This is a genomic window from Pontibacter pudoricolor (assembly GCF_010092985.1).
GTDB classification, from domain to species: Bacteria; Bacteroidota; Bacteroidia; order Cytophagales; family Hymenobacteraceae; genus Pontibacter; species Pontibacter pudoricolor.
Genome location: NZ_CP048106.1, coordinates 1189674 through 1210595 on the forward strand (window position 1 = coordinate 1189674; position 20922 = coordinate 1210595).

Annotated in this window: 15 protein-coding genes and 1 pseudogene; 10 read left to right on the top strand and 6 right to left on the bottom strand. The window is 45.0% G+C overall.

The window, feature by feature from the left end; translation table 11 throughout:
• The first annotated feature begins 81 nt into the window (after nt 1-81).
• A complete protein-coding gene (locus tag GSQ66_RS05165; protein WP_238395823.1) occupies nt 82-1539 on the top strand; it encodes a tyrosine-type recombinase/integrase in 1458 nt (485 codons plus the stop codon).
• 721 nt (nt 1540-2260) lie between these two features.
• Nucleotides 2261-2851 carry a hypothetical protein gene (locus GSQ66_RS05170; RefSeq protein ID WP_162426482.1) on the top strand — a complete coding sequence of 197 codons (591 nt, stop codon included), beginning with the start codon at nt 2261-2263 and terminating at the stop codon, nt 2849-2851.
• 105 nt (nt 2852-2956) lie between these two features.
• Here the strand turns inward: GSQ66_RS05170 and GSQ66_RS05175 are convergent, their stop codons facing one another.
• The gene (locus GSQ66_RS05175) at nt 2957-4099 is read right to left on the bottom strand and encodes a DEAD/DEAH box helicase (protein ID WP_162426483.1); all 1143 of its coding nucleotides are present in this window, start codon (nt 4097-4099) and stop codon (nt 2957-2959) included.
• A 320-nt stretch (nt 4100-4419) separates the two neighbouring features.
• Between GSQ66_RS05175 and GSQ66_RS05180 the strand changes: the two genes are divergently transcribed.
• Nucleotides 4420-5568 (top strand): acyltransferase family protein, encoded by a 1149-nt coding sequence (locus tag GSQ66_RS05180; protein ID WP_162426484.1) that lies wholly within the window; start codon nt 4420-4422, stop codon nt 5566-5568.
• A gap of 97 nt (nt 5569-5665) precedes the next feature.
• Here GSQ66_RS05180 and GSQ66_RS05185 read toward each other — a convergent pair whose 3' ends face one another.
• Nucleotides 5666-6538 carry an SDR family oxidoreductase gene (locus tag GSQ66_RS05185; RefSeq protein WP_162426485.1) on the bottom strand — a complete coding sequence of 291 codons (873 nt, stop codon included), beginning with the start codon at nt 6536-6538 and terminating at the stop codon, nt 5666-5668.
• 181 nt (nt 6539-6719) lie between these two features.
• Between GSQ66_RS05185 and GSQ66_RS18895 the strand changes: the two are divergent.
• Nucleotides 6720-7069, top strand: a pseudogene (locus GSQ66_RS18895) (nuclease A inhibitor family protein).
• Nucleotides 7070-7130: 61 nt separating this feature from the next.
• Here the strand turns inward: GSQ66_RS18895 and GSQ66_RS05200 are convergent.
• Both GSQ66_RS05200 and GSQ66_RS05205 read right to left on the bottom strand, forming a co-directional pair.
• Nucleotides 7131-8018, bottom strand: a complete 888-nt coding sequence (locus tag GSQ66_RS05200; RefSeq protein ID WP_162426488.1) for a DNA/RNA non-specific endonuclease — start codon at nt 8016-8018, stop codon at nt 7131-7133.
• A gap of 286 nt (nt 8019-8304) precedes the next feature.
• Nucleotides 8305-9762, bottom strand: a complete 1458-nt coding sequence (locus GSQ66_RS05205; protein ID WP_162426489.1) for a phytoene desaturase family protein — start codon at nt 9760-9762, stop codon at nt 8305-8307.
• A 100-nt stretch (nt 9763-9862) separates the two neighbouring features.
• Here GSQ66_RS05205 and GSQ66_RS05210 point away from each other — a divergent pair, with 100 nt between their 5' ends.
• The 3 genes from GSQ66_RS05210 to GSQ66_RS05220 all read left to right on the top strand — a co-directional run bounded on the left by GSQ66_RS05210 (nt 9863) and on the right by GSQ66_RS05220 (nt 12565).
• Nucleotides 9863-10690: an SDR family oxidoreductase gene (locus GSQ66_RS05210; protein ID WP_162426490.1), complete on the top strand. Its 828-nt coding sequence runs from the start codon at nt 9863-9865 to the stop codon at nt 10688-10690.
• A 116-nt stretch (nt 10691-10806) separates the two neighbouring features.
• The gene (locus GSQ66_RS05215) at nt 10807-12042 is read left to right on the top strand and encodes a BaiN/RdsA family NAD(P)/FAD-dependent oxidoreductase (protein WP_162426491.1); all 1236 of its coding nucleotides are present in this window, start codon (nt 10807-10809) and stop codon (nt 12040-12042) included.
• A 67-nt stretch (nt 12043-12109) separates the two neighbouring features.
• A complete protein-coding gene (locus tag GSQ66_RS05220) occupies nt 12110-12565 on the top strand; it encodes a ferritin-like domain-containing protein (RefSeq protein WP_162426492.1) in 456 nt (151 codons plus the stop codon).
• A gap of 120 nt (nt 12566-12685) precedes the next feature.
• On the opposite strand, the gene GSQ66_RS05225 is transcribed toward GSQ66_RS05220, so the two are convergent.
• A complete protein-coding gene (locus GSQ66_RS05225; RefSeq protein ID WP_162426493.1) occupies nt 12686-13006 on the bottom strand; it encodes a hypothetical protein in 321 nt (106 codons plus the stop codon).
• A 462-nt stretch (nt 13007-13468) separates the two neighbouring features.
• Nucleotides 13469-15337, bottom strand: a complete 1869-nt coding sequence (locus GSQ66_RS05230; RefSeq protein WP_162426494.1) for a DEAD/DEAH box helicase — start codon at nt 15335-15337, stop codon at nt 13469-13471.
• A gap of 622 nt (nt 15338-15959) precedes the next feature.
• On the opposite strand from GSQ66_RS05230, the gene GSQ66_RS05235 reads away from it, so the two are divergent.
• From GSQ66_RS05235 to GSQ66_RS05245, 3 genes are all read left to right on the top strand, one after another.
• Nucleotides 15960-16499, top strand: a complete 540-nt coding sequence (locus GSQ66_RS05235) for a hypothetical protein (protein ID WP_162426495.1) — start codon at nt 15960-15962, stop codon at nt 16497-16499.
• A 171-nt stretch (nt 16500-16670) separates the two neighbouring features.
• On the top strand, nt 16671-20075 hold the full coding sequence (locus GSQ66_RS05240; protein WP_162426496.1) for a UvrD-helicase domain-containing protein: 3405 nt from the start codon (nt 16671-16673) through the stop codon (nt 20073-20075).
• A 388-nt stretch (nt 20076-20463) separates the two neighbouring features.
• Entirely contained in the window at nt 20464-20892 is a 429-nt protein-coding gene (locus tag GSQ66_RS05245) for a VOC family protein (RefSeq protein WP_162426497.1), read from the top strand.
• The last annotated feature ends 30 nt before the right edge of the window (nt 20893-20922 follow it).

Genomic DNA, 20922 nt, shown 5'->3' on the forward strand with positions numbered 1-20922 from the left:
CGTGTATATCCGTTTATACACGAGTATAAACACGGCTAACAAACTGATTGGTTGTAACTTCGGCTTTTCAATTATTTGCATATGAATCAATCTTATAGTGTTGCTCCTGCTATTTATCTTAATCTTTTAGAGCATGATGGCAAAAACTACATCCGGATATGGCATAAACCTAACCCATTTATAACTAAAAGGCTAAGGGAAGCCTCTTGGGTAAAGTATAGTAAAACATTTAAATGCTTTGTAATGCACCACAGCCCGCAGGCAATAGAAATGACATTTTCGCATTTTCAGGGGCTGGCCAATGTAAACACGCGTTACCTGTACAGGCCAAAAAGGCTTAAACCAGATAAAATTGTGCCGATAGTTAACGGAAAGCAACAGGGTGAGCCACTACAAAAATTGCCTGATCTGCCTATAGTGCGCCTTCAGCCCATGCTAACTACTAAAAACACCACTGTTATCGGTATTACTTTTAATCCGGATACAATTCTTTATCAAACATTAAACAGCAGCATTGGTACTACCTGGCAGAAAGATCAGAAGTGCTTTAGTATACCTGAGGGCGGACAACATATACTTAAAGTTGCAAGCGATCTGCAAGGTAAGGCATGGCTTTGGCTGAGCCAGGAACTGCAGTTACGTGATGTAACGCTTATGCGGCAGCTCTGGGAACAGACCTATGCTAAGTGCCCAAACTATATCAGTTGCCCAATTGCGTACCTGGAGAAGCTGTACATACTGAACTATAGCATCAACACCATCAGGACTTACCATAATTTGTTATTACGATTTTTAAACAGCCATAAAGGCAACCCACTAACTGATATAAACAACTTTACTGAGACAGACATTAATGCCTATCACCGGGCAATGGTACAAGCAGGCAGCTACTCCAGCTCATTGATAAACCAGAGTATTAATGCCGTTAAATTTTATTACCAGCGCATATTAAACCGCCACGAAGTACAGCTAAACAATCTGGAGCGACCCGAAAAGCCTGAGAAGCTGCCGCTGGTGCTTAGTAAACAGGAAGTAAGCAGAATACTGGAAGCTACCGATAACCTGAAGCACCGCTGCATGTTACAGCTGCTTTATGCAGGTGGGCTGCGCATCGGGGAAGTAATTAACCTCCAGATCACAGACATACAATCAGAACGGAATGTACTATATATACGAGGTGGAAAAGGCAAAAAAGACCGCACTACAGTACTGTCTCTGAAGCTACTGCAAAACCTTAGGGCGTATTATAAAGAATACAGACCTAAAGTATGGCTGTTTGAAGGCCAGTTTGGCGGGCAATACACCGCAGACAGCTTGCGGAATGTGTTTCAGGGATGCAGAAAAAGAGCCGGAATACTTGTTAAAGCTACGCCACACACATTGCGTCACTCTTTTGCAACACACCTGTTGGAACAAGGTACCGACCTGCGATACATTCAAACACTGCTTGGGCATCGCTCAAGCAAGACCACTGAGATATATACCCATGTCACGAGCTATGCTTTAGACAAAATTGTGAGCCCGCTGGATAATCTTTAGAAAACTTATTATATTAGCTAAACTATATGGAAAAATGCTTTATACATTACCCCCGAAAACGGATACACACAATAAAGCAAAATTAACACCACACATAGTGCAGATAACAGGAGTAGGTACTCCTGTTATACAATAGTTAATCCGTCATTGGGATTATTTTCAGATTAAAAAAATGGCGAAGCTTTCAGGCTTTAGTAGTAGGAAGGGATCACAGGCTTAAAAGAAAAGGCCTGTAAAAGAGCCAAAGGCATAAATGGAATTTGTGACTGGAAGTCTTGCGGCGGCGATGCCGGAGAAAGCCAGTGCTTTCGGACGGAAGCGTCCCCATGCAAGACTTGGAGCGGGCGAAGTTAGTCTTGAAAAAGGATAAAGTCAAGTAGGCTCACTTCGGCTAGGTAACTCTTTTACAGGCTTTAACACTTGATAAAAGATGCCTTTGATGGATTAATTTTAAAGCCTACCGCCCCTGGCCACGCTTGCCGATACCCGTATCAACAACATGGCCCGTGGCTAAAGCCGCCATTTGGAAAAAGAATTTATAAGGAGAAAATAACCCAACGAGCAGCTTGTTTTTCCTTAAATAAAGAAAGAAATTAAGACCAGCAGTCACTACAAAAAAGGAAAAACAAGCACGGATAACTACGCCCAGAAGTCACCAAGGCAAGGCAGGCAAGCCTCGGCGCCTCCTGGCCTTGTTTGTTACCAGCAATATCAATCACGAATGAAAAACCTTCTACTCGCAATCTCCTTACTGTTTTACTCGTGTAGCCAACAGGCAGGTGAGAGAACTTATACCGTTGAGTATACAGGTGACTTTAAAGAGTACAAAGGAGTTGACACTTTAAGCACATATTTAGTTGACAGGTATATCATTGACCTAGATTATGATGGAAAAGCTGATACAATTGTATTGGAGAATCTAGAAGACTTAAAAGGAGACCCACAGCTATTCACTATTATGAAAGTAAAGCTCGCCAGCAACAAGGAGTATGTGTACAAGAATGTGCAGGGGGCTTTGATTGACAAAGAGACAAAGCTAAAACTTCAAAACAGGCTACAGTCGGACAAACTCTATATACCTGAAACCACTGGACAGAATAGCCTTGTATTTGTGTGGGACTACCAATACCCTGACTGCACCGCTAGACTTGCCATTTACCAAATCGACAAGAGCGGCATCAGTGAAAAGGTAAACCAAGACTTCTATGCTTTAGAAATAGCTGAAATGGAAAAAGGTAAAAGTGTCGTTGTCATTGGCAAGCCTGATTGCGAAGAAGAGACGGCAACAGATTCTATCCGTGTCAGCTTATAGTTTATAGAAAACAAAAAAGTAGAAAATACAGCTGGTAACAAGGTGCAGCATTTATACTCAGCTTTGCCTCGCCCATTTGCTGCACGAGACGTTAAAACGATCAAACTACACTCCATTTAAATCCAGATCCTCCGACTGAACTATAGTTACCTGCTTACCCATTTTTTTCTGGATGATCTTGAAGTGATGCGCGTCTTCGGGTGTGATTAAAGAGATAGCTTTACCGGTAGCCTCTGCCCTGCCTGTGCGGCCAATGCGGTGCACATAATCTTTGGGCGAGCGGGGCAATTCATAGTTTATAACAAAGGGCAAAAACTTGATATCAATACCGCGCGAGGCAAGGTCTGTGGCTACCAAAACACGAATTTTGCCGGCTTTAAACTGCTTCAACGCTTCAGTTCTTGCACCCTGGCTTTTATCACCGTGTAACGCTGCTGCTTCTATGCCATGTTTCTTCAGTTTGCCAACTATGTTATCGGCCGTCCGGATAGAGGATGCGAATACCAATACCTGCTCCATATTCTCCTGTTTTATGAGGTATCGTAGCAAGGGTCCTTTCTTTTCTGGAGAAACCTGGTAGGCCACCTGGTCTATCAGTTCGGGTACGGAAGCCTCGGCTTCAACCTGTATCGTTACAGGAGAATGTAACTGCGTTTCAACTATAGTTTGAATATCGCCACCTAAAGTAGCCGAGAACAGCAGGCTCTGGCGTTGGGCCGGCAGTAAGGCAAATATCCGGTCCATTTCTTCCTTAAAGCCAAGGTTCAGCATTTTATCCGCTTCGTCCAGCACCAGTATCTCCACTTCCGCCAATTTCACCGCATTATGGTCTATCAAATCCAGCAAACGCCCCGGTGTAGCCACCAGCACATCGGTTCCACTCAGCTTCATCATCTGCGGATTGATAGAAATGCCACCATACACAGCCAGTGTCTTTACTTTCCGGGGCAAATGCAAACTTAGGTTGTAAAAAGTTTCTTCTACCTGCACGGCCAGTTCGCGGGTCGGCACCAGCACCAAGGCTTTTACAAAACGGTTTTTAGAGGACGTTTTCTTATGAAGAAGCTCCAAAATAGGCAAGGCAAAAGCTGCTGTTTTACCGGATCCGGTCTGGGCAATACCAAGCACATCATTTCCTTTTAATATGGCAGGTATGGCCTGCTCCTGTATCGGATATAAATCCGTGTAGCCTTGTTCTTTTATAGCTTTTTGCAGCGCCTGAGACAGGCCTAAAGCAGCAATTGACATACCGTATAGTTTGGTTTATACCAGCAAAGATACTACGGTTAAAAATGAGAGAAGTAATTATTTAAGATTACCTGCCAGACTGCCATGCAACTCTTTTACAAATTAGCCTGCTGCTATAGTTCGGAAAACTTTTATGCTCCAACTAACCTGCACAGTCAAGCTACCTGGCTTTTATGCTCAATCACAATATATGCTCTTACTAACCTTTCTATAATGCAACTTTAAAATAAATATTAAGTAATGTTAATCTATAGTGAACAGTCCGGCAAAGGCATCCCCATATTTAACGTCATCCAGTTACAGTAAAGCATAGTTTAGTCATGGAACAAATCGATAAGCAATTAAGCTTTAAAATAAGGTTGTTATCGTTAGTTTCAATGATACTGGTAGTTTATGTGCATGCGTATACACTGGATCTGAATGGTTATGCCGGAGCGTTAACAGAACATAAAAACTACAATACTTTTATTCAGGATTTTATCTCGCATGGTGTTGCCCGTGTGGCTACTCCTCTGTTCTTTACCGTTTCAGGGTTTCTTTTCTTTATCGGGTTTAAACCAAAAGCGGCAGTTATTCTGCAAAAAATAAATAAACGGATTTCGTCCCTGCTTATACCTTTTCTGCTTTGGTCAGCGTTTGGTATTGGTCTCTATTATGTCTTACAGCTTTTCCCACCCATTACACCATACTTCCCGAACAGAATTATCCGGGATATGAGCTTTGAGCAGTTGCTTACTACCCTTGTATTGCATCCTATACCCTATCAGTTGTGGTTCCTGCGCGACCTGATGATACTTGCCCTGGTGGCTCCGGCAGTCTGGCTCTTTGTAAAATACCTGCAGGAAAATTTCCTGGCGCTGTTGGCTGTTACGTGGTTCGCTGACCTTGATTTCGGAATTTTTGTTTCCGAGTCGCTGCTTTTTTTCTCCTTGGGATGTTATCTGAAACTCAATCCTGACCTGGTTGCAAAATTAAAAACCAACTATAACTTTTTACCGGTTCTGCTTGGTTGGTTAGGCTTACTAATCTTTAAAACGGAACTGAGTTTTCTGGGCTACGACAACCAACTGGTTTTAATGTTGCTGCACAAACTGGCTATAGTTACAGGATTTGTAGCAACCTGGCAATGCATAAATAGAGTAGTGGATAAAACGCGGATTGTTAACCGTAAGTGGCTTTTCAGTGCTGTTTCGCCTTTCTTTATCTATGCCTTCCATGAGCCGCTGCTAACCATTTGCAAGAAGGGGCTTTTATTGATACTATACTCCGGCACTGATATTACCTCGCTTCTTGTGTACCTGTTCGCTCCTATAGTTGTGATACTGGCAAGCATAATGGCAGGCGAAATACTGCGGAGAACAACACCCGGCTTTTTCCAGGTAATCACCGGTAACCGCGATAAACCTGCTGAAAGCCCATTAGTTAATACCCCGGCGCAGACACAGCTACTGGTTAAAACGCAGGCATAGTGTTTAAACTATAACTTAACCGGCAGCTATCCCTATACAAAAAAAGCAGCGCCGGTTATGGCGCTGCTTTTTTATTAGCTAAACTATAGAACTATAGTTACTGACCTTTGCCGCGCATCTGCTTTTCCATCGCATCCCACATTTCCTGCGGAATCATATCAAAGGAATTGAACTCACCTGCACCATACAGCCATTCGCCGCCATCAATCGTTACTACTTCCCCATTCACAAAAGAAGCATAATCAGATACCAGGTAAGCAGCTAAATTGGCCAGTTCCTGATGTTCTCCAAAACGGCCTACAGGTATGCGTTTCAATGGGTCTAGTTTATCGGCCAGCTGTTTCGGGAACAGGCGTGTCCAGGCGCCCTCTGTTGGGAATGGACCTGGCGCAATAGCGTTGGAACGGATACCATATTTGGCCCACTCAGATGCCAGCGAGCGCGTCATGGCCAGCACACCGGCTTTAGCACAAGCCGATGGCACCACATAACCTGATCCAGTCCAGGCATAGGTGGTAACTATGTTCAGTATGGTTGCAGGTTGCTTCTTTTCTATCCAATGCTTGCCTAAAGCCAGTGTGCAGTTGTAGCTTCCTTTCAGTACTATATCTGTAATCACGTCAAACGCTTTGTGGCTCAGGCGCTCGGTTGGGCTTACAAAGTTGCCGGCTGCGTTATTCACCAGCACATCTACGCTGCCAAACTTATCTATAGTTGCCTGCAGCATGGCTCCTATCTCGTTGTACTTGCGCACGTCGCAGGCTATAGGCAAAACTTGTCCGCCGGTTTCCTGCATCAGTTCTTCAGCTGCTTTTTGGAGCACATCCATTTTGCGGCTGCAGATAACGGCGTTGGCGCCCAGTTCCAGAAAATACTTCACCATAGAGCGGCCAAGCCCGGTGCCGCCGCCTGTAACTATAATTGTTTTACCTTGCAGGGCACCTTCTTTCAGCATTGGTTCTGCCTTCATAACAAATTTTCAGTTTAAAGTTAGATCAGCTTCGTATAATAGCTGCACCATTGGTGTTTGCTAAATATAAGCAAGCATATTGGTAATTTTTCACAAAGTACGATCCTTTTGAAAACTATACTTCCTTATGAGCAAAGAGCAACTAGAAAATGAGTTAAAGCCGTTATTTGATGGGCTAATGATGCGCAGCGAAACTGATAGCCCATTTGAGTTCTATTATTTTGAAAACACCCAGAACCTGCCTCTGAACAAAGATACCGTCGCAACATTAGCAGGTAAATCCGGCGGGTCAGAAATCAAGACCGAAGAACTGGACTACTTTTTCAGAAACATGGTGCGCCTGTACCCGAAGATGGCGAAGAGCGAAAACAGGAAGTGAAAAGGTATAAGCAACTGCAACAAAAACTGCAAGAGCTACTGCAGGATGTGCAAGTTTACAAAGCTGATGAGATCAGCGTTACAGTTTATATTTTAGGCAAAACGCAGGAAGGCGACTTTGCCGGATTAAGAACTATAGTTGTAGAGACCTGAAAACAAAACAGCCCGGCAATTAACCGGGCTGTTTTAGTGTAACTGGATTTAGGGTTTGGGTTTACGAAGTAGGGCCGTTATCTACGCGAGCCTCAATCACACTTTGTACAGTGCTCGAAACATTCGATAAAATATTGTAACCCGTGCTAGATTCGATGGCATCTACGGTAGTGCGGTATCCACCCCAACTGCTGCTGATAGATGTTGAGTTCGGGGTATCAATTGCGATAACACGGGTGCCTGTAGTAACACGGGCAGCATCGCCGGTACCAACCGGTAACACCACTATAACTTTCCAGATGCGGTTTGGTACAGTAACTTTGCCACCGGCCAGTGTAGTTTTGTAACCTGCGCTTCCAGTTCCGCCTGTACCATAGCTCCCCATAATAATGTATAGTTCGTTACCCTGGTTTACTAATGTGCGGCAGTAGTTTTCAAGGTTTGCCCACGTCTGCTGGTTATTGGTTGGTGCTTGCGGAATCATGTTGCTCATCAGGAAAGTAGCCGAGTTGTCGGTAACGGTTAGGGTACGATCAGCTGAAGGCGTATTATGACCACGGTCGAAACCGCTACCAGTGTAATCGGCAGGCGTAACACGGTAGAATGCAGTAGGCAGTGAGTTATCTGCCCTGAAATCGTCCTGGCGTGGCGTGCTGCCCAGCCAAGCGCTGCTTAAATGCCAGCTTACCCAATTTGGCGTACCGCGGTAGCTGTTGTACGACATAGAGAACTGGCTTTTGTTGATCAGGTAATTAGAGTAACTGGTTCCGGCTCCGCTTGGGTTACCCATCGCCAGGTTGCTATCTTTTGTAGCGGTGGCATTTGCTACTTTCGACACTCCCTCGAGGTCTTTTACAACTCCATCGGGTTGCACATTGTCCTTCGAACAGGACACAAGCATCAGGCCCGCGAAGGCAAGATACAGTACGCGGTGTAAAGATTTTTTCATTTAGATATAGGGTTGATTTAGGTATTAAAGATGGCAGGTTGCCACGGATTCATACTTATCCGAATATTAATTTTTTGTTATATAACCCGAAGTTCTTTCTTTCCTTATATGCCGGTTGGTTAATATTCAAAAACTGCTTGCTATAGTGTTGATAATCAACCTATAACAATGTTACAACATTGATAAAACATGCTTTAGTTGCCTGTTTACCAGTCTATAAATAAGTGCCGGTTATCCGGAAATAAACAGATGCAGGAGAGCCAGAGCAACAGGAAAAGATTATGATTCAAAAATGATCCTGCATCAGTTTGCGGAAAGCGATAATCCCGCTCAGGCAAACACCAACTATACCCTGACCAGGATATACGGTATCACCACATACATAAGCTCCTTTATGGTCCAGGCGGGCATCTTTCATTTGCCATGGTTTAATGCGGTTGTATTGCGGGTAACCCCCTACTGCTCCATAGGCCCTGCCTGTCCAGAATTGCCAGGCGCCCGGTGTGGCAGACTGGTAACAAATAATATCTTCAGGCATTACAAGTTCAGCTTGTGCCAGCCTAGCTAATATGGCTTTTTCGATGATCTGCTTATTGTGGATGATCGTATTTTGCGGGCGGGCAATGTGGGTGCTGATACTGGTGACTTGCTCCCCTTCCGGTGCCCGAAGCGTGTCTGCCGGGTGACTGAAACTGATAAAAATGCTTTTGCTTCCGATTACTGGCAGGCCACCTGCAACATGCAGCTGATGATGAAGCGTCGACAGATTCCGCTTTTTTCTGAGCACCAGGCTCATTGTGAAAGCACCGTTTAACTCCCTGGAAGGTAAAATATATTGCTGTAACCTCTTTTTTATAGTTGGGTTTTCAAACAAGTATTGTGTGTTGTTGAGCGGCACGCCACTTATCACAAAGCGGCTGGTAAATTCTCCTTTTGTAGTTATAGATCTATAGTTGCCATTTCCTGGAATAATACGTGTTACTTCATGCCCGTATTTTATAGTTGCGCCATTCGCTAAGCTATAGTTAAGTACAGGCTTTACCAGGTTTATCAAGCCGCCATCAACGTAATAGTTGCCAAACAGGGTGTAACATAAGGCCGTAGCCCCGAAAAGCTCATTCACTTCTCCCAGGTAATTCTGGGCTGTTATCAGCAGCTGTTCATTTACAAAATCAACAAACAACTTATTATCCAGCAGGTTAAAGCGCTTTAGTACATTTTCCATTGTCCGGAAAGCGCCGGGTATAAGTTGCAATTGTGCAGGCCGGAAGGAAGTAAATGCCTGTAAGAAATCTTGAAAATTTGAGAACGGAAAGCTTTGCTGCTGCAGCGAAACGCGCCATACCTGTTTGCTGAAATTATAACAATGCTCCCAGAAAGCGCGCTGGCCAGGCTTCCCGAAAACCCGTTCTGCTTCAGCAATCCATTGTTCCATATCCGGGTAGCGTGTAACAATTTCGCCGTTGGATAACTGTACCTGCATGGGTACTTCCAGTTTACGCAGGTTTGGTAGTTGTATGCCGGTTTCATCGAGCAGGTAACGTAGAGGCATGTTGTCGTCCAGGCCAACCAAAGTGGTAGCACCCGTCTCAAACCAGTATCCTTGCCGTTTATAAGTTGTAGCGCAGCCGCCCGGGTATTTGGCCTGTTCCAGTATACAGACACTTAGCCCGCGTTTGCACAACAATGCCGCCGCTGATAGCGCGCCAAAACCAGAACCGATTACCACTACATCGTACTGCATTTATGTGAATTTTGCTTTGGATGGCTTTATAGTGCAACTTTACTTCCCGGAAGCTGTAACAGGATGCCTGTGCATTTGTTATAAACTATAAACGAACTACATGAGCGAGAAAGCTGATATCAGCATATTAGGTTGTGGCTGGCTGGGCCTGCCTTTAGCGGAGACATTGGTAAATTCAGGCAAACGGGTGAAAGGCTCTACCACCTCCCCTGCAAAACTGGAAATACTCGAGCAGAAAGGCATACAACCTTACCTGGTGAACCTGCAACCCGAAGCAGTGGACGAAATGGCTCTGGCTGATTTCCTGGAAGCGGATGTGCTTGTACTGAACATACCGCCTAAACTGCGCTCCGATGGTGGAAGCAATTACCTGGAACAATTAAACCTGCTCTTAAAGGCCATGCTGGATTCGCCGGTTAAGAAGGTATTATTTGCCTCCTCTACCTCCGTGTATAACGACCTGAACCGTATCGTTACAGAAGAAGATACAGCACTTACAAAAGAAAGTGATCCAGGCTATGCCCTGCTGCGTGCTGAAAAGCTGTTTATGGACCGCGAAGAGTGGCTGACAACTATAGTTCGGTTTGCCGGACTGGTTGGCGAAGACCGCAGACCGGGCAGATTTATGGCTGGTAAAAAAGATGTGCCGGGTGGCGATGCACCTGTTAACCTCATTCACCGGGAAGATTGTGTGTTGATACTGAAGCGCATTATAGAACAGGAAAAGTGGGGCGAAATTTACAATGCCTGCTCCGACGTGCACCCCATGCGCAAAGACTTTTACCCTGCCGCTACTATGGCCCTTGACCTGGAGCCTCCAACCTTCCTGGAAATGGCGGAAACAAACTTTAAGCTCATCAGCAACCAGAAACTGAAAGATGATCTGCCGTACGTATTCCAGTACCCCGACCCCATGCACTTCTTTTAGTATCTTTGTTGATTAAATGGTTAAATGGCTGCATTGTTAAATGGTTAATCTGTTTAATAACTCAACCTGTGCTCAACAATTAAGCAATTTAACCATCCGGCAATTAAAAAGTTAAAATGAAAGTTATAGTTATCGGTGGTGGAGCTGCCGGTTTTTTTGGGGCGATAACGTGTGCACAGGCTAACCCTGATGCTGAAGTAGTGTTGCTCGAGAAAACAAACAAGTTGCTGGCAAAAGTACTGGTTTCAGGTGGCGGGCGCTGCAACGTAACGCACAACTGCTTTTCTCCTGGTCCATTGTCGCAACATTACCCGCGTGGGGCAAAACCACTTAAAGAAGCTTTTAAAACATTTGGTGCACAGGAAACGGTTACCTGGTTTGAACAACGGGGCGTAAAACTTAAAACTGAAGCCGATGGGCGTATGTTCCCGGTCACGGACAACTCTCAGACTATAGCGGATTGTTTGTTGCAGGAAGCCCGCAAAGCTGGGGTAACTATAAAAACAGGCGTTGGTGTTTCCCGCATTACTCCTCCTGACCCAACTATAAACCAACTCAGCTTTATAGTTCACTTAAGTAACGGTACCGAACTAACAGCTGATGAAGTGTTAATCTGTACCGGTGGCAATCCTAAAGCAACCGGTTACGATTGGTTGCGAGAGCTTGGTCACCCGATACAGGAGCCTGTGCCTTCGCTATTTACCTTTAATGTGCCGGGAAACCCGCTAAAGGAGTTAATGGGCATATCCGTACCTCACGCTAAAGTGCGCATAGCCGGCCAGAAACTGGAGTACGAAGGCCCGTTACTTATAACGCACTGGGGCTATAGTGGTCCGGCTGTACTGAAGTTGTCTGCCTGGGGTGCACGAATTTTCCATCAACAGAACTATAGTTTTACGGCACTTATAAACTGGATCCCAACACACTCCGAGGAAAGCCTTCGGACTGAATTACAGAACTATAGACAAGCGCATCCAAAAAAGACGGTAACTACCAATCCGCTCTTTAACCTGCCGCAACGCCTCTGGAAAGCATTAACCACGCTAGCCGAAATTCAATCTGAAACAAAATGGGCAGAGATGCCAGCGAAAAACACAAATAAACTGGTAGAGGCGCTGCTCCGTATGGCTGTGGAGGTGAAAGGCAAAACCACATTTAAAGAAGAGTTTGTGACCTGTGGCGGCATAGACCTGAGCCATGTGAACATGAAAACCATGGAAAGCCGCCTGCACCCGGGTTTACATTTTGCCGGCGAAGTGCTGGACATTGATGGCATAACCGGTGGCTTTAATTTCCAGGCTGCCTGGACGACAGGCTACCTGGCGGGTAGTGCAATGGCGGCCAAACCATAACCGCTCTGAGTAACTTTACGTTACGTATATGAGTAATATCGCATATAGTAACTAAACCTTCAAAACTATGGAAATCAATAAAGAAGTATTCTCGACAGTGCACCACCTGATAGAAAGATGTAAGGATGGCGCCAAAGGATACAAAACTGCCGCTGAAGATGTGGAAGACAGAGACCTGAAAGAATTATTTATGAAATACGCTGTGCAGCGCGATAGCATGATAACAGAACTACAGGCAGAACTTCATAAAATGGGTAAAACTGACGATGAGTCCAGTTCCCTGGAAGGTACTGTACACCGTATCTGGATCGACATCAAATCTGCCATCAGCTCAAAGGACAGGAAACGAATTCTGGAAGAATGCGAGCGTGGCGAAGACTATGCTGTTAAAGCGTTTGAAGAAGCCCGCCAGGCAGATTTACCAGGCAACCTGAAGCAGATTGTTGAGCAGCAGTACATTGATGTAAAGCATGCACATGATCATATCCGTGCACTGCGCGATAAAGCCAGAAGCGAAGCGTAAACTATAGTTATAGTTTAATACATATGAAAAGGGGCTTCGGCTCCTTTTTTTGTGGGTAACGTGCTAGGCTATGAGGTGGCATAGCTACCTTATAGGTGTTGTTGTACAATGTAGTTCTCTTTATTTTTCCTTGCCTTCGTTTTCTGTGCCTTCATCTGTTTCGTAGCAATTAAAAAGAAGAGAGTAACCATCTTTTAAGGCCTCATTGTAAAATTCAAGGTAATCTTCTTCTACATCATCAGGAGATTCAAAAACAAGGTATTCATCTTCTAATTCATCTATTTTCCAGCCGTCATTCTCGATGTAGTACTTCGCTAATTCGAAGGCTCCATCTATGTCTGCATAATTGATGAACACCACTGCGTATGCACCTTCAACTTGCCCATATTTGCTGGAAGATTCTGTTGGTAAAACATGAGCATTTAATTGATACATATTCATGACTTATATTTTGTACAACTATAGTATAACAGGAGTACCTACTCCTGTTAGCTGCACTATGTGTGGAAGTGCAGTAACCGATCATAAACTATAAATTGGTGAATATTACCGGTAATCTAATACATAGTACAGCACTAATATAGTTTAATTCCTGAGAAGTTGAATGGTCGGGAACTATAGGAATAAAAAATAAGAAGGGTTACATCCGTCTGATGTAACCCTTCTTATAACTAACTGCGTGAGCAATTAGGTAATCTTCCAACCTTTTTATGATACTCCTTTTACGCCCTGTCTAAACCGAAGGTTATTGTTTACAGAAAAAATTCCGGAAAATTATCAACCAGGCCTAAAACAAATAAGCCGACGTTTCAAGTCGGCTTATTCTAACAGTTAATGAAGTTTTTAGGCTTCTAAAGCTGTATAGTTATGTATACGCCTGTAGCAGGCAAAGGTTATTAATAATTAAAATCTTTTTCTGCGGAAACCACCTCTGTCACCACCACGGTCACGATCGCTGCCACCGAAACGGCTGCCACTTCCACCGCGGTCACCACCACGATCTCTGTCGCCACCGCCAAAGCGGCTGCCACCTCTGTCGCCACCGCGGTCACGATCGCCTCCACCACGTGGGCCACCAAAACGGCTACCACCACGGTCACCACGATCACGGTCTCTGTCGCCACCGCCGAAACGGCTGCCACCTCTTCCACCGCGATCTTCACGATCACCGCCTTCTTTGCCACCGCCTTTTTTATCAGACTTCTCAACAACAACCATGCGTCCGTCCACTTCAATACGGCCTACTTTCTCAAGTATGTTGGCTGTATATTCTGAAGGCACTTCCACAAAGCTGAACTTGTCGTACAGATCAATATCACCCACTTTAGCAGCCGGAATATCGGAGTTTGCAACTAACAGATCGATCAGGTCTTTCGGATGCACACGGTCTTTTTTCCCGATGGTGATAAACAGGCGGTCGAAACCTTCCTTAGAGAAACCAAGTCCTTTTTCAGCTTCTTTACCAGCCTCCTTTACTTTTGCTTCTTTCAGTGTCATTTTAAGCAACGCAGCAGCAACTTCAAGCGAAGTATAGTCTTCGTTTACCAGTTTCTCTATGCTGGTGATATGCTTGGTAAGGTTTCCTTTCTCCAGTACTTCACGCACTTTTTCAAGGAACATGCTGGTACGCAGTTCGTTCACATCTTCGTAAGAAGGCACTTGCTGCAACTGGATATTTGCTTTTGTATAGCGCATGATATCCTTCAGCTTGTACATATCCGAACGGCCAGATACAAAAGAGTAAGCCTTACCTGATTTACCGGCACGACCTGTACGGCCGATACGGTGCACATAAGCTTCTTCATCCTGCGGTAGGTCGTAGTTAAATACGGCTTCCACGTTCTCCACATCCAGACCACGGGCTGCCACGTCTGTAGCTACCAGTATCTCCAGCTGTGCGTTACGGAACTTGCCCATCACGTTAGAGCGCTGGTTCTGGTTAAGGTCACCGTGCAGGGCATCGGCTAAATAACCACGGCTCTGCAGGCTTGTTACCAGTTCATCCACCATGCGCTTCGTATTACAGAAGATCACAACAGACTTCATGTTGAACATATCCAGCACGCGAGAAAGTACTTCCTGCTTCATGCTGTTACGCACTTCAAAATAAATCTGGTCGATGTTGGTAACGGTAAGCTCCTTATGAACCACTTTCACAATTACCGGATCTTTCTGGTAACGCTTTGTAAGGTCCATGATCGGCTTAGACATGGTAGCTGAGAAGAAGATCGTCTGGCGTTCTTCCGGCATTTTGCTCAATACAAACTCGATATCGTCACGGAAACCCATGTCAAGCATCTCATCTGCCTCATCCAGAATGATCTTACGGATCTTATCAAGACGTAAAGTTCCGCGCTCTACGTGGTCCATTACACGACCCGGCGTACCGATCACGATCTGAACACCTTGCTTTAAGGCACGCAGCTGACGGTCGTAAGCCTGGCCACCGTAAATAGGAACGATGCTGATATTTGGCTTATACTTAATTAATTTCTGAATCTCGCCTGCTACCTGAATAGCCAGTTCGCGGGTTGGGCAAAGGATAAGCGCCTGCACACTGCGGTCGTTCTCATCAATGCTTTCTATAGTTGGAATACCAAAAGCGGCAGTTTTACCTGTACCTGTCTGTGCCTGACCAATAATGTCACGGCCTTCCATAATAACCGGTATTGCTTCTGTCTGGATTGGAGAGGCCTCTTCGAAGCCCATGTCTGCGATAGCACGCTGAACTTCCGGCGAAAGCGGAAGCTCGTCAAATCTGATTTTGTTCATCTAATTTTTTATTACTGAATATAACTCTCTGGAGTAGCCTGTTTTTACCTATCCCTATGATACGTATCGAAAAACAAAAAATAAAGGTTATCCAATTGTGGCGTTGCCAGTTATACCAGTAAATCAGACTTATTCCAAATCGGGTGCAAAGGTACGAGGTTTTTAGGTTAATAACTAATATTCCTTAAACCTGCTTTATTTACATCAAACAAGCCTAAAAATTAAATATAAGGATTATTCTATACTTACCCCTGTAACATTAGCTGGTATTACAGAGCATAACATGTAAATATTTAATTATTATTTATTACTTTTTAAATTGTTTAGGCATAACCTTTTATTGCGCCGCTCGTTATTATAGCCAATTCACCCATTTAAAGCACACATTCACCAGTAATTTAAATATTTGAACATTTATTTTTAACCAAGTGCCGTAGTATACAAAATCCGAAACCCAAAACTACTGACCCTTATGCCAGATTGAACCGTACCTAACCCCGGTACTCCCCTGCCCTATATTACCTGCAAGCCTTATTGAACAGAAGCTAATGAGCACGTGTAGAAATACACCGCTTACTGAAAATCAATTAAACAAAACCTTAAACCCCTTAGTCCCTCACTTATGTTACATTTTACAAAAATTTCAACTCAAGGCAAAGACTTTAATCTAATTGCTTCTGGTGCACTGGCTTTTAAAATTCACAACAAAATTCTGAAGGATGAAGCATTTGTGCATGGCTCTTCCGTTAGCCGTAACATGTTGGTAGGCAGTGTGCCGGCCCGTAAGGCGACAACTGACAAGAAAAGCGTTTTCTTTGTTATTATCTCTGACCTGGATAAAGTAAATACCGAATCGTTGTGCCAGATGATAGCACAGGAACGCGCTAAGGGTAGCTACGCGGTTTGCCAGGTTATCCCGATGTATTATAACGAACCATCTTTTAAAGCACTTAAAATGCTGCGCCAGAATTTTGATGAAGTACTGGAATTAAGCAAGTTTAACCTTGGTGGCAGCAAAGTATTAATTGGCATGGAGCAGCAACACTGTATCATCTCTGATTACGTGATCTCGATGGCCCGCATTATGTTCCATGTATGTGCCAACAGTGCCATACCTGCAAAAACAGCTGAAGAACGTATTGAAGAACCTGCATTTGCATAAACTCTACATACTATAAACTAAAACAGGCTGCCTATCCCCTACAGGCAGCCTGTTTTTATTTTACACCTTTACTATCAGCAGCATAGCAATTTACTTCACTTACAAGCTTGCAAACACTGGCATGCGGGCGGGCAAAAGTGTATCTTTATACCTGGCTTTATCTCAACTGCAATGGCATCAGTTTTTAAAATATACTCTTCTTCTGCCGGGTCAGGCAAAACATACGCGCTTACCAAAGAATACCTGAAACTGGCCTTGCACCAGCCAAACCCCGACTACTACAGATCTATACTGGCCATTACCTTTACCAACGATGCGGCCGCCGAAATGAAGGAGCGTATTCTGGGGGCTTTACGCGGCTTTAACGATGATATCCTGCCGGAAAAAGTAAAAGCCAAGAGCGAGAACCTACTCGAAACTATAACAAGCGAACTGCAGCAGGCCCATCCGGAACAGTACCTGGATAAGGAAGAGATCAGAAGAAGAGCCGGACTTGTTTTTACGCAGGTGCTTTACAACTATGCCGATTTCAGTGTCAGTACGATTGATAGTTTTGTAAACAAGATCGTACAGGCTTTTGCCCGCGAACTGAAAATACCTCACAACTTTGAAGTAGACCTGGACTCGAATACCCTGCTTAACACAGCTGTATCGTTGCTGCTGGATAAGGTAAAAGACGAAAAAGGCGACCTGCTTACCGAAACCCTGGAGCAGTTTATTCTGGAAAAGGCAAGCGAAGGCCGTAGCTGGAGCATGCTGACACAGGAACTGGCCGACTTTGCCAAAAACCTGCTGAACGAACAGGTGTATGAAGCCATTACGGATCTGCAAACACTTACACTGGAAGATTTCAGGGAAGTGCACAAGCAATTGCGCCAGACCAAACAGGATATTGAAGCCGCTATAGTTGAACCCGCCACACAGGCTGTAGCTTTACTGGAACAGGCTAACCTGGATGCTTCTGACCTCTCGTATGGCAAGAACGGCATTTATGGTTACTTCTATCGCTGGCTTAAAACTGTAGACCTTAACTATAGCAATAGCAATGCCCGCAAAATCGTGGAGAACGACAGCTGGTACAGTGCAACTGCTAAAAAGAACAGCTTTATAGTCAGCCAGATCGACAGTATAAAAGACCAACTGGCCGAACTATACCAGGAGCTCGAAAATCGTAAGGAACAGTTTGCCGGCATGTATACTCTGCTCAATGCTATAGTTCCACACCTATATAAACTATCGGTACTGAATGAGCTGGAGAAATGCCTGCAGGAGATAAAACTGGATAAGAATACAGTCCATATTTCAGAGTTCAACAAGCGCATTATTGATATTGTATTAAAGGAGCCGGTTCCATTTATTTATGAACGCCTCGGCGAAAAGTATAACCACATTCTCATAGATGAGTTTCAGGATACTTCGGTTTTGCAATGGAATAACCTGCTGCCGCTGGTAGAGAATGCGCTGGCGTCGGGGCACTTTAGCATGGTGGTGGGCGATGCAAAACAGGCCATTTACCGCTGGCGCGGCGGTGAGATGGAACAGATACTGCACCTTTATAAAAAGAACACCGCCCAACTATACCAGAACCGCCGCAACGCTGACCTGATCCGGGAACGCTACCACACGCTTAACAACGATGTGCTGCAACCCGACAACCTGAACCAGAACTATAGAAGCCGCGCCGAGATCATTCATTTTAACAACGACATTTTTACATTTGCCAGTCAGGCGCACCCGGAGTTTAGTATGTTCACGTCTATTTACGATGCTGATTTTATACAGGAAGTTCCGGACGCAACCAACACCGGCGGCCATGTTCAGGTCCTATTTACCTACGAAGGCGACAGCAACACCAAGTACGACTTTGACACCTGCACCCGCACCGAAGATCTATACCCGAAATACACCCACCTGGCAGAGATTAGCTACAATGAAAGTATGCTGAACATGGTGGTGCACCTGGTGGAGAATGCCGTGGCAGAGGGATACGAACTGCGCGATATCGCCATACTCAGCCGCACAAACCAGAACAGCAAGCGTATCGCCAATTTCCTGAAAGAACGCCGCTACGACATCATTTCGCAGGATTCCCTGTCGCTGCAGTTTGCCGAAGTTATAAACTTTATCATTGCCCTGTTCAGGGTATTTAACCGGCCAAACGATGCACTGGCAAAATCAGAAGCGCTGTACCTGATAAGTTTAGTTACGAAGAACCTGGTGCCTGATGTGAAGGTTACGCAACGAATAGCAACTATAGCTAACACCCCAGACCCGGCCGCTTTTTATGATTACATCAGAGAACTTGGGTTTGACCTGGATGAGCGCAATACCGGAAACCTATCTATTTACGAGCTGACCGAAAGGCTTATCCGCATCTTTAATTTGCTGGGCCATAACAACGAGTGTGAATACATTTTCCGCTTCCTGGATTTAGTGCTGGAGTATAGTTTAAAGAACAGCAACAACCTGAACAACTTCCTGGGGTATTGGGATGTGCAGAAGGAAAAACTAAGCATTAACACCCCTAAAAACCGGAACGCGGTAACTATAACCAGCATTCACAAATCCAAAGGCCTGGCCTACCCTATCGTTATCATCCCGTTTGCTGACTGGAGCACCGAACCGAAGCGTGGCTCGCTGATGTGGAGCCAGTTGCCTGACAGCGTGAACTATACCGGAAAATTACGCAGTGTAGCTGTAAACATCGGCTCGAAATTGGAAAATACGGAACTGGGCGATCAGTATAAAACAGAGCTTGAGAAGACCTTTATCGAAAACCTGAACATGCTGTATGTGGCGCTCACCCGCCCTATCGAAAGGCTGTACATGATCGGTAATGCCAAAGACCTGTTGATGGAAGATAAAATGCCGAAGGCGGATGGGCAGGTAAAGAATATAAGCCATTTGTTGTACCAGTATCTGAAGGAAAAAGAACTATGGGAACCCGGTAGATTCTGTTATCAACTGGCCAAAGGCAACGCTCCTAAAAAGCATAACTATAGTTCGGAAGAAGGTACCTTTGAACTGACGCACCTGGTAACGACCGATTGGGAACAACGCCTGAAAATAAAACAGCACGCCAACAACGTCTTCGATTTTGAAACGCAGCAGCGCCAGCGCCAGGTAAACCGTAAACTACACTATGCTTTGTCGCGGATCACGTTTGCACCGGAAGTAAACCAGGTGCTGCGGCAAATGGGCTACGAAGGCATCATCAGCGAGCGCGACAAACCGGAATTACACCGCCTGTTAACCGAAATTGTGCAGCACCCGAAAATGGCTTATTACTTCTCTAACAAAGTAGTTATAGAACAGGAAAAAGAAGTATTGGATGCCCGAGCGTACCTGTACAAACCCGACCGTATAGTTTTCGACGGGGAAACAGTTGTGTTGCTAGAGTTTAAGTCGCCGCCACCGGAACCGGAACACCGCAACCGCCTGGACCATTATGCCGTGCGTTTCAGGCAACTTGGTTATAAAAAAGTAAGATGCGTGCTCTATTACTTCGATACACAGGAAATAAAAGAATGGCAATACGGCGACAAGCCGGCTACGCAGTTGGGTTTGGCGTTTTAAACCCCATCCCGGTCTTCCACTAAAAACAGGGGAAGGAGAATAAAAATGGCGCGGGCGTCCTCGTCCCGAAGTGCTTCGGGGTCCGAGACTCATGTCGAACTATAGTTGGGCCTCCAGCCCAGTTGAGTTAAACATTCTGCTGTTCTGGACATCCGTGTCCGGAACCAACTCTGCTGCGGACTTCCGAGTCCGCGTTATTCGAAACATGGGGCACGGATGTCCTCGGCAGATAACTTTCGGATACGGATGTCCGAAAGAGCGTTGGAAGTTTAAGACACGGGTTACAAACCCGCGCCAGCAAATAGTTAAATAAAGTTGAAAGTATAAACTAAAACATAACACCAGTTCCCCTTCCTGCTTTCAGGAGGGGGTTAGGGGGAAGTAAATCATGGAACAACGCATAACATTAATAACGCTGGGCGTAAAAAACCTGCAACGGTCTCGGGATTTCTACATCAACACCTTTGGCTGGAAGCCTTTAGAAACCAGCAACGAGAGCATCCTTTTCTTCCAGTTAAACGGCATTCAACTGGCACTATTTCCGCAGGAATCTTTGGCAGATGATGCCGGCGTACCTGCCGACGGCAAAGGCTTTAGAGGTTTTTCGCTGGCACACAATGTCCGCTCTGAAAAAGAAGTGGATGAATTGGTTGCATACCTTGAAGCAAAAGGAGTACGCGTACTGAAGCAACCTGAAAAAGTATTTTGGGGTGGCTACAGCAGCTACATCGCCGACCCGGACGATAACTTATGGGAGATCGCTTATAACCCATTCATACCATTAGATGCCAGCGGAAATACTGAGAGCATCCATTAAGAGCTTCCCCATTCACTCATTCAATTATTC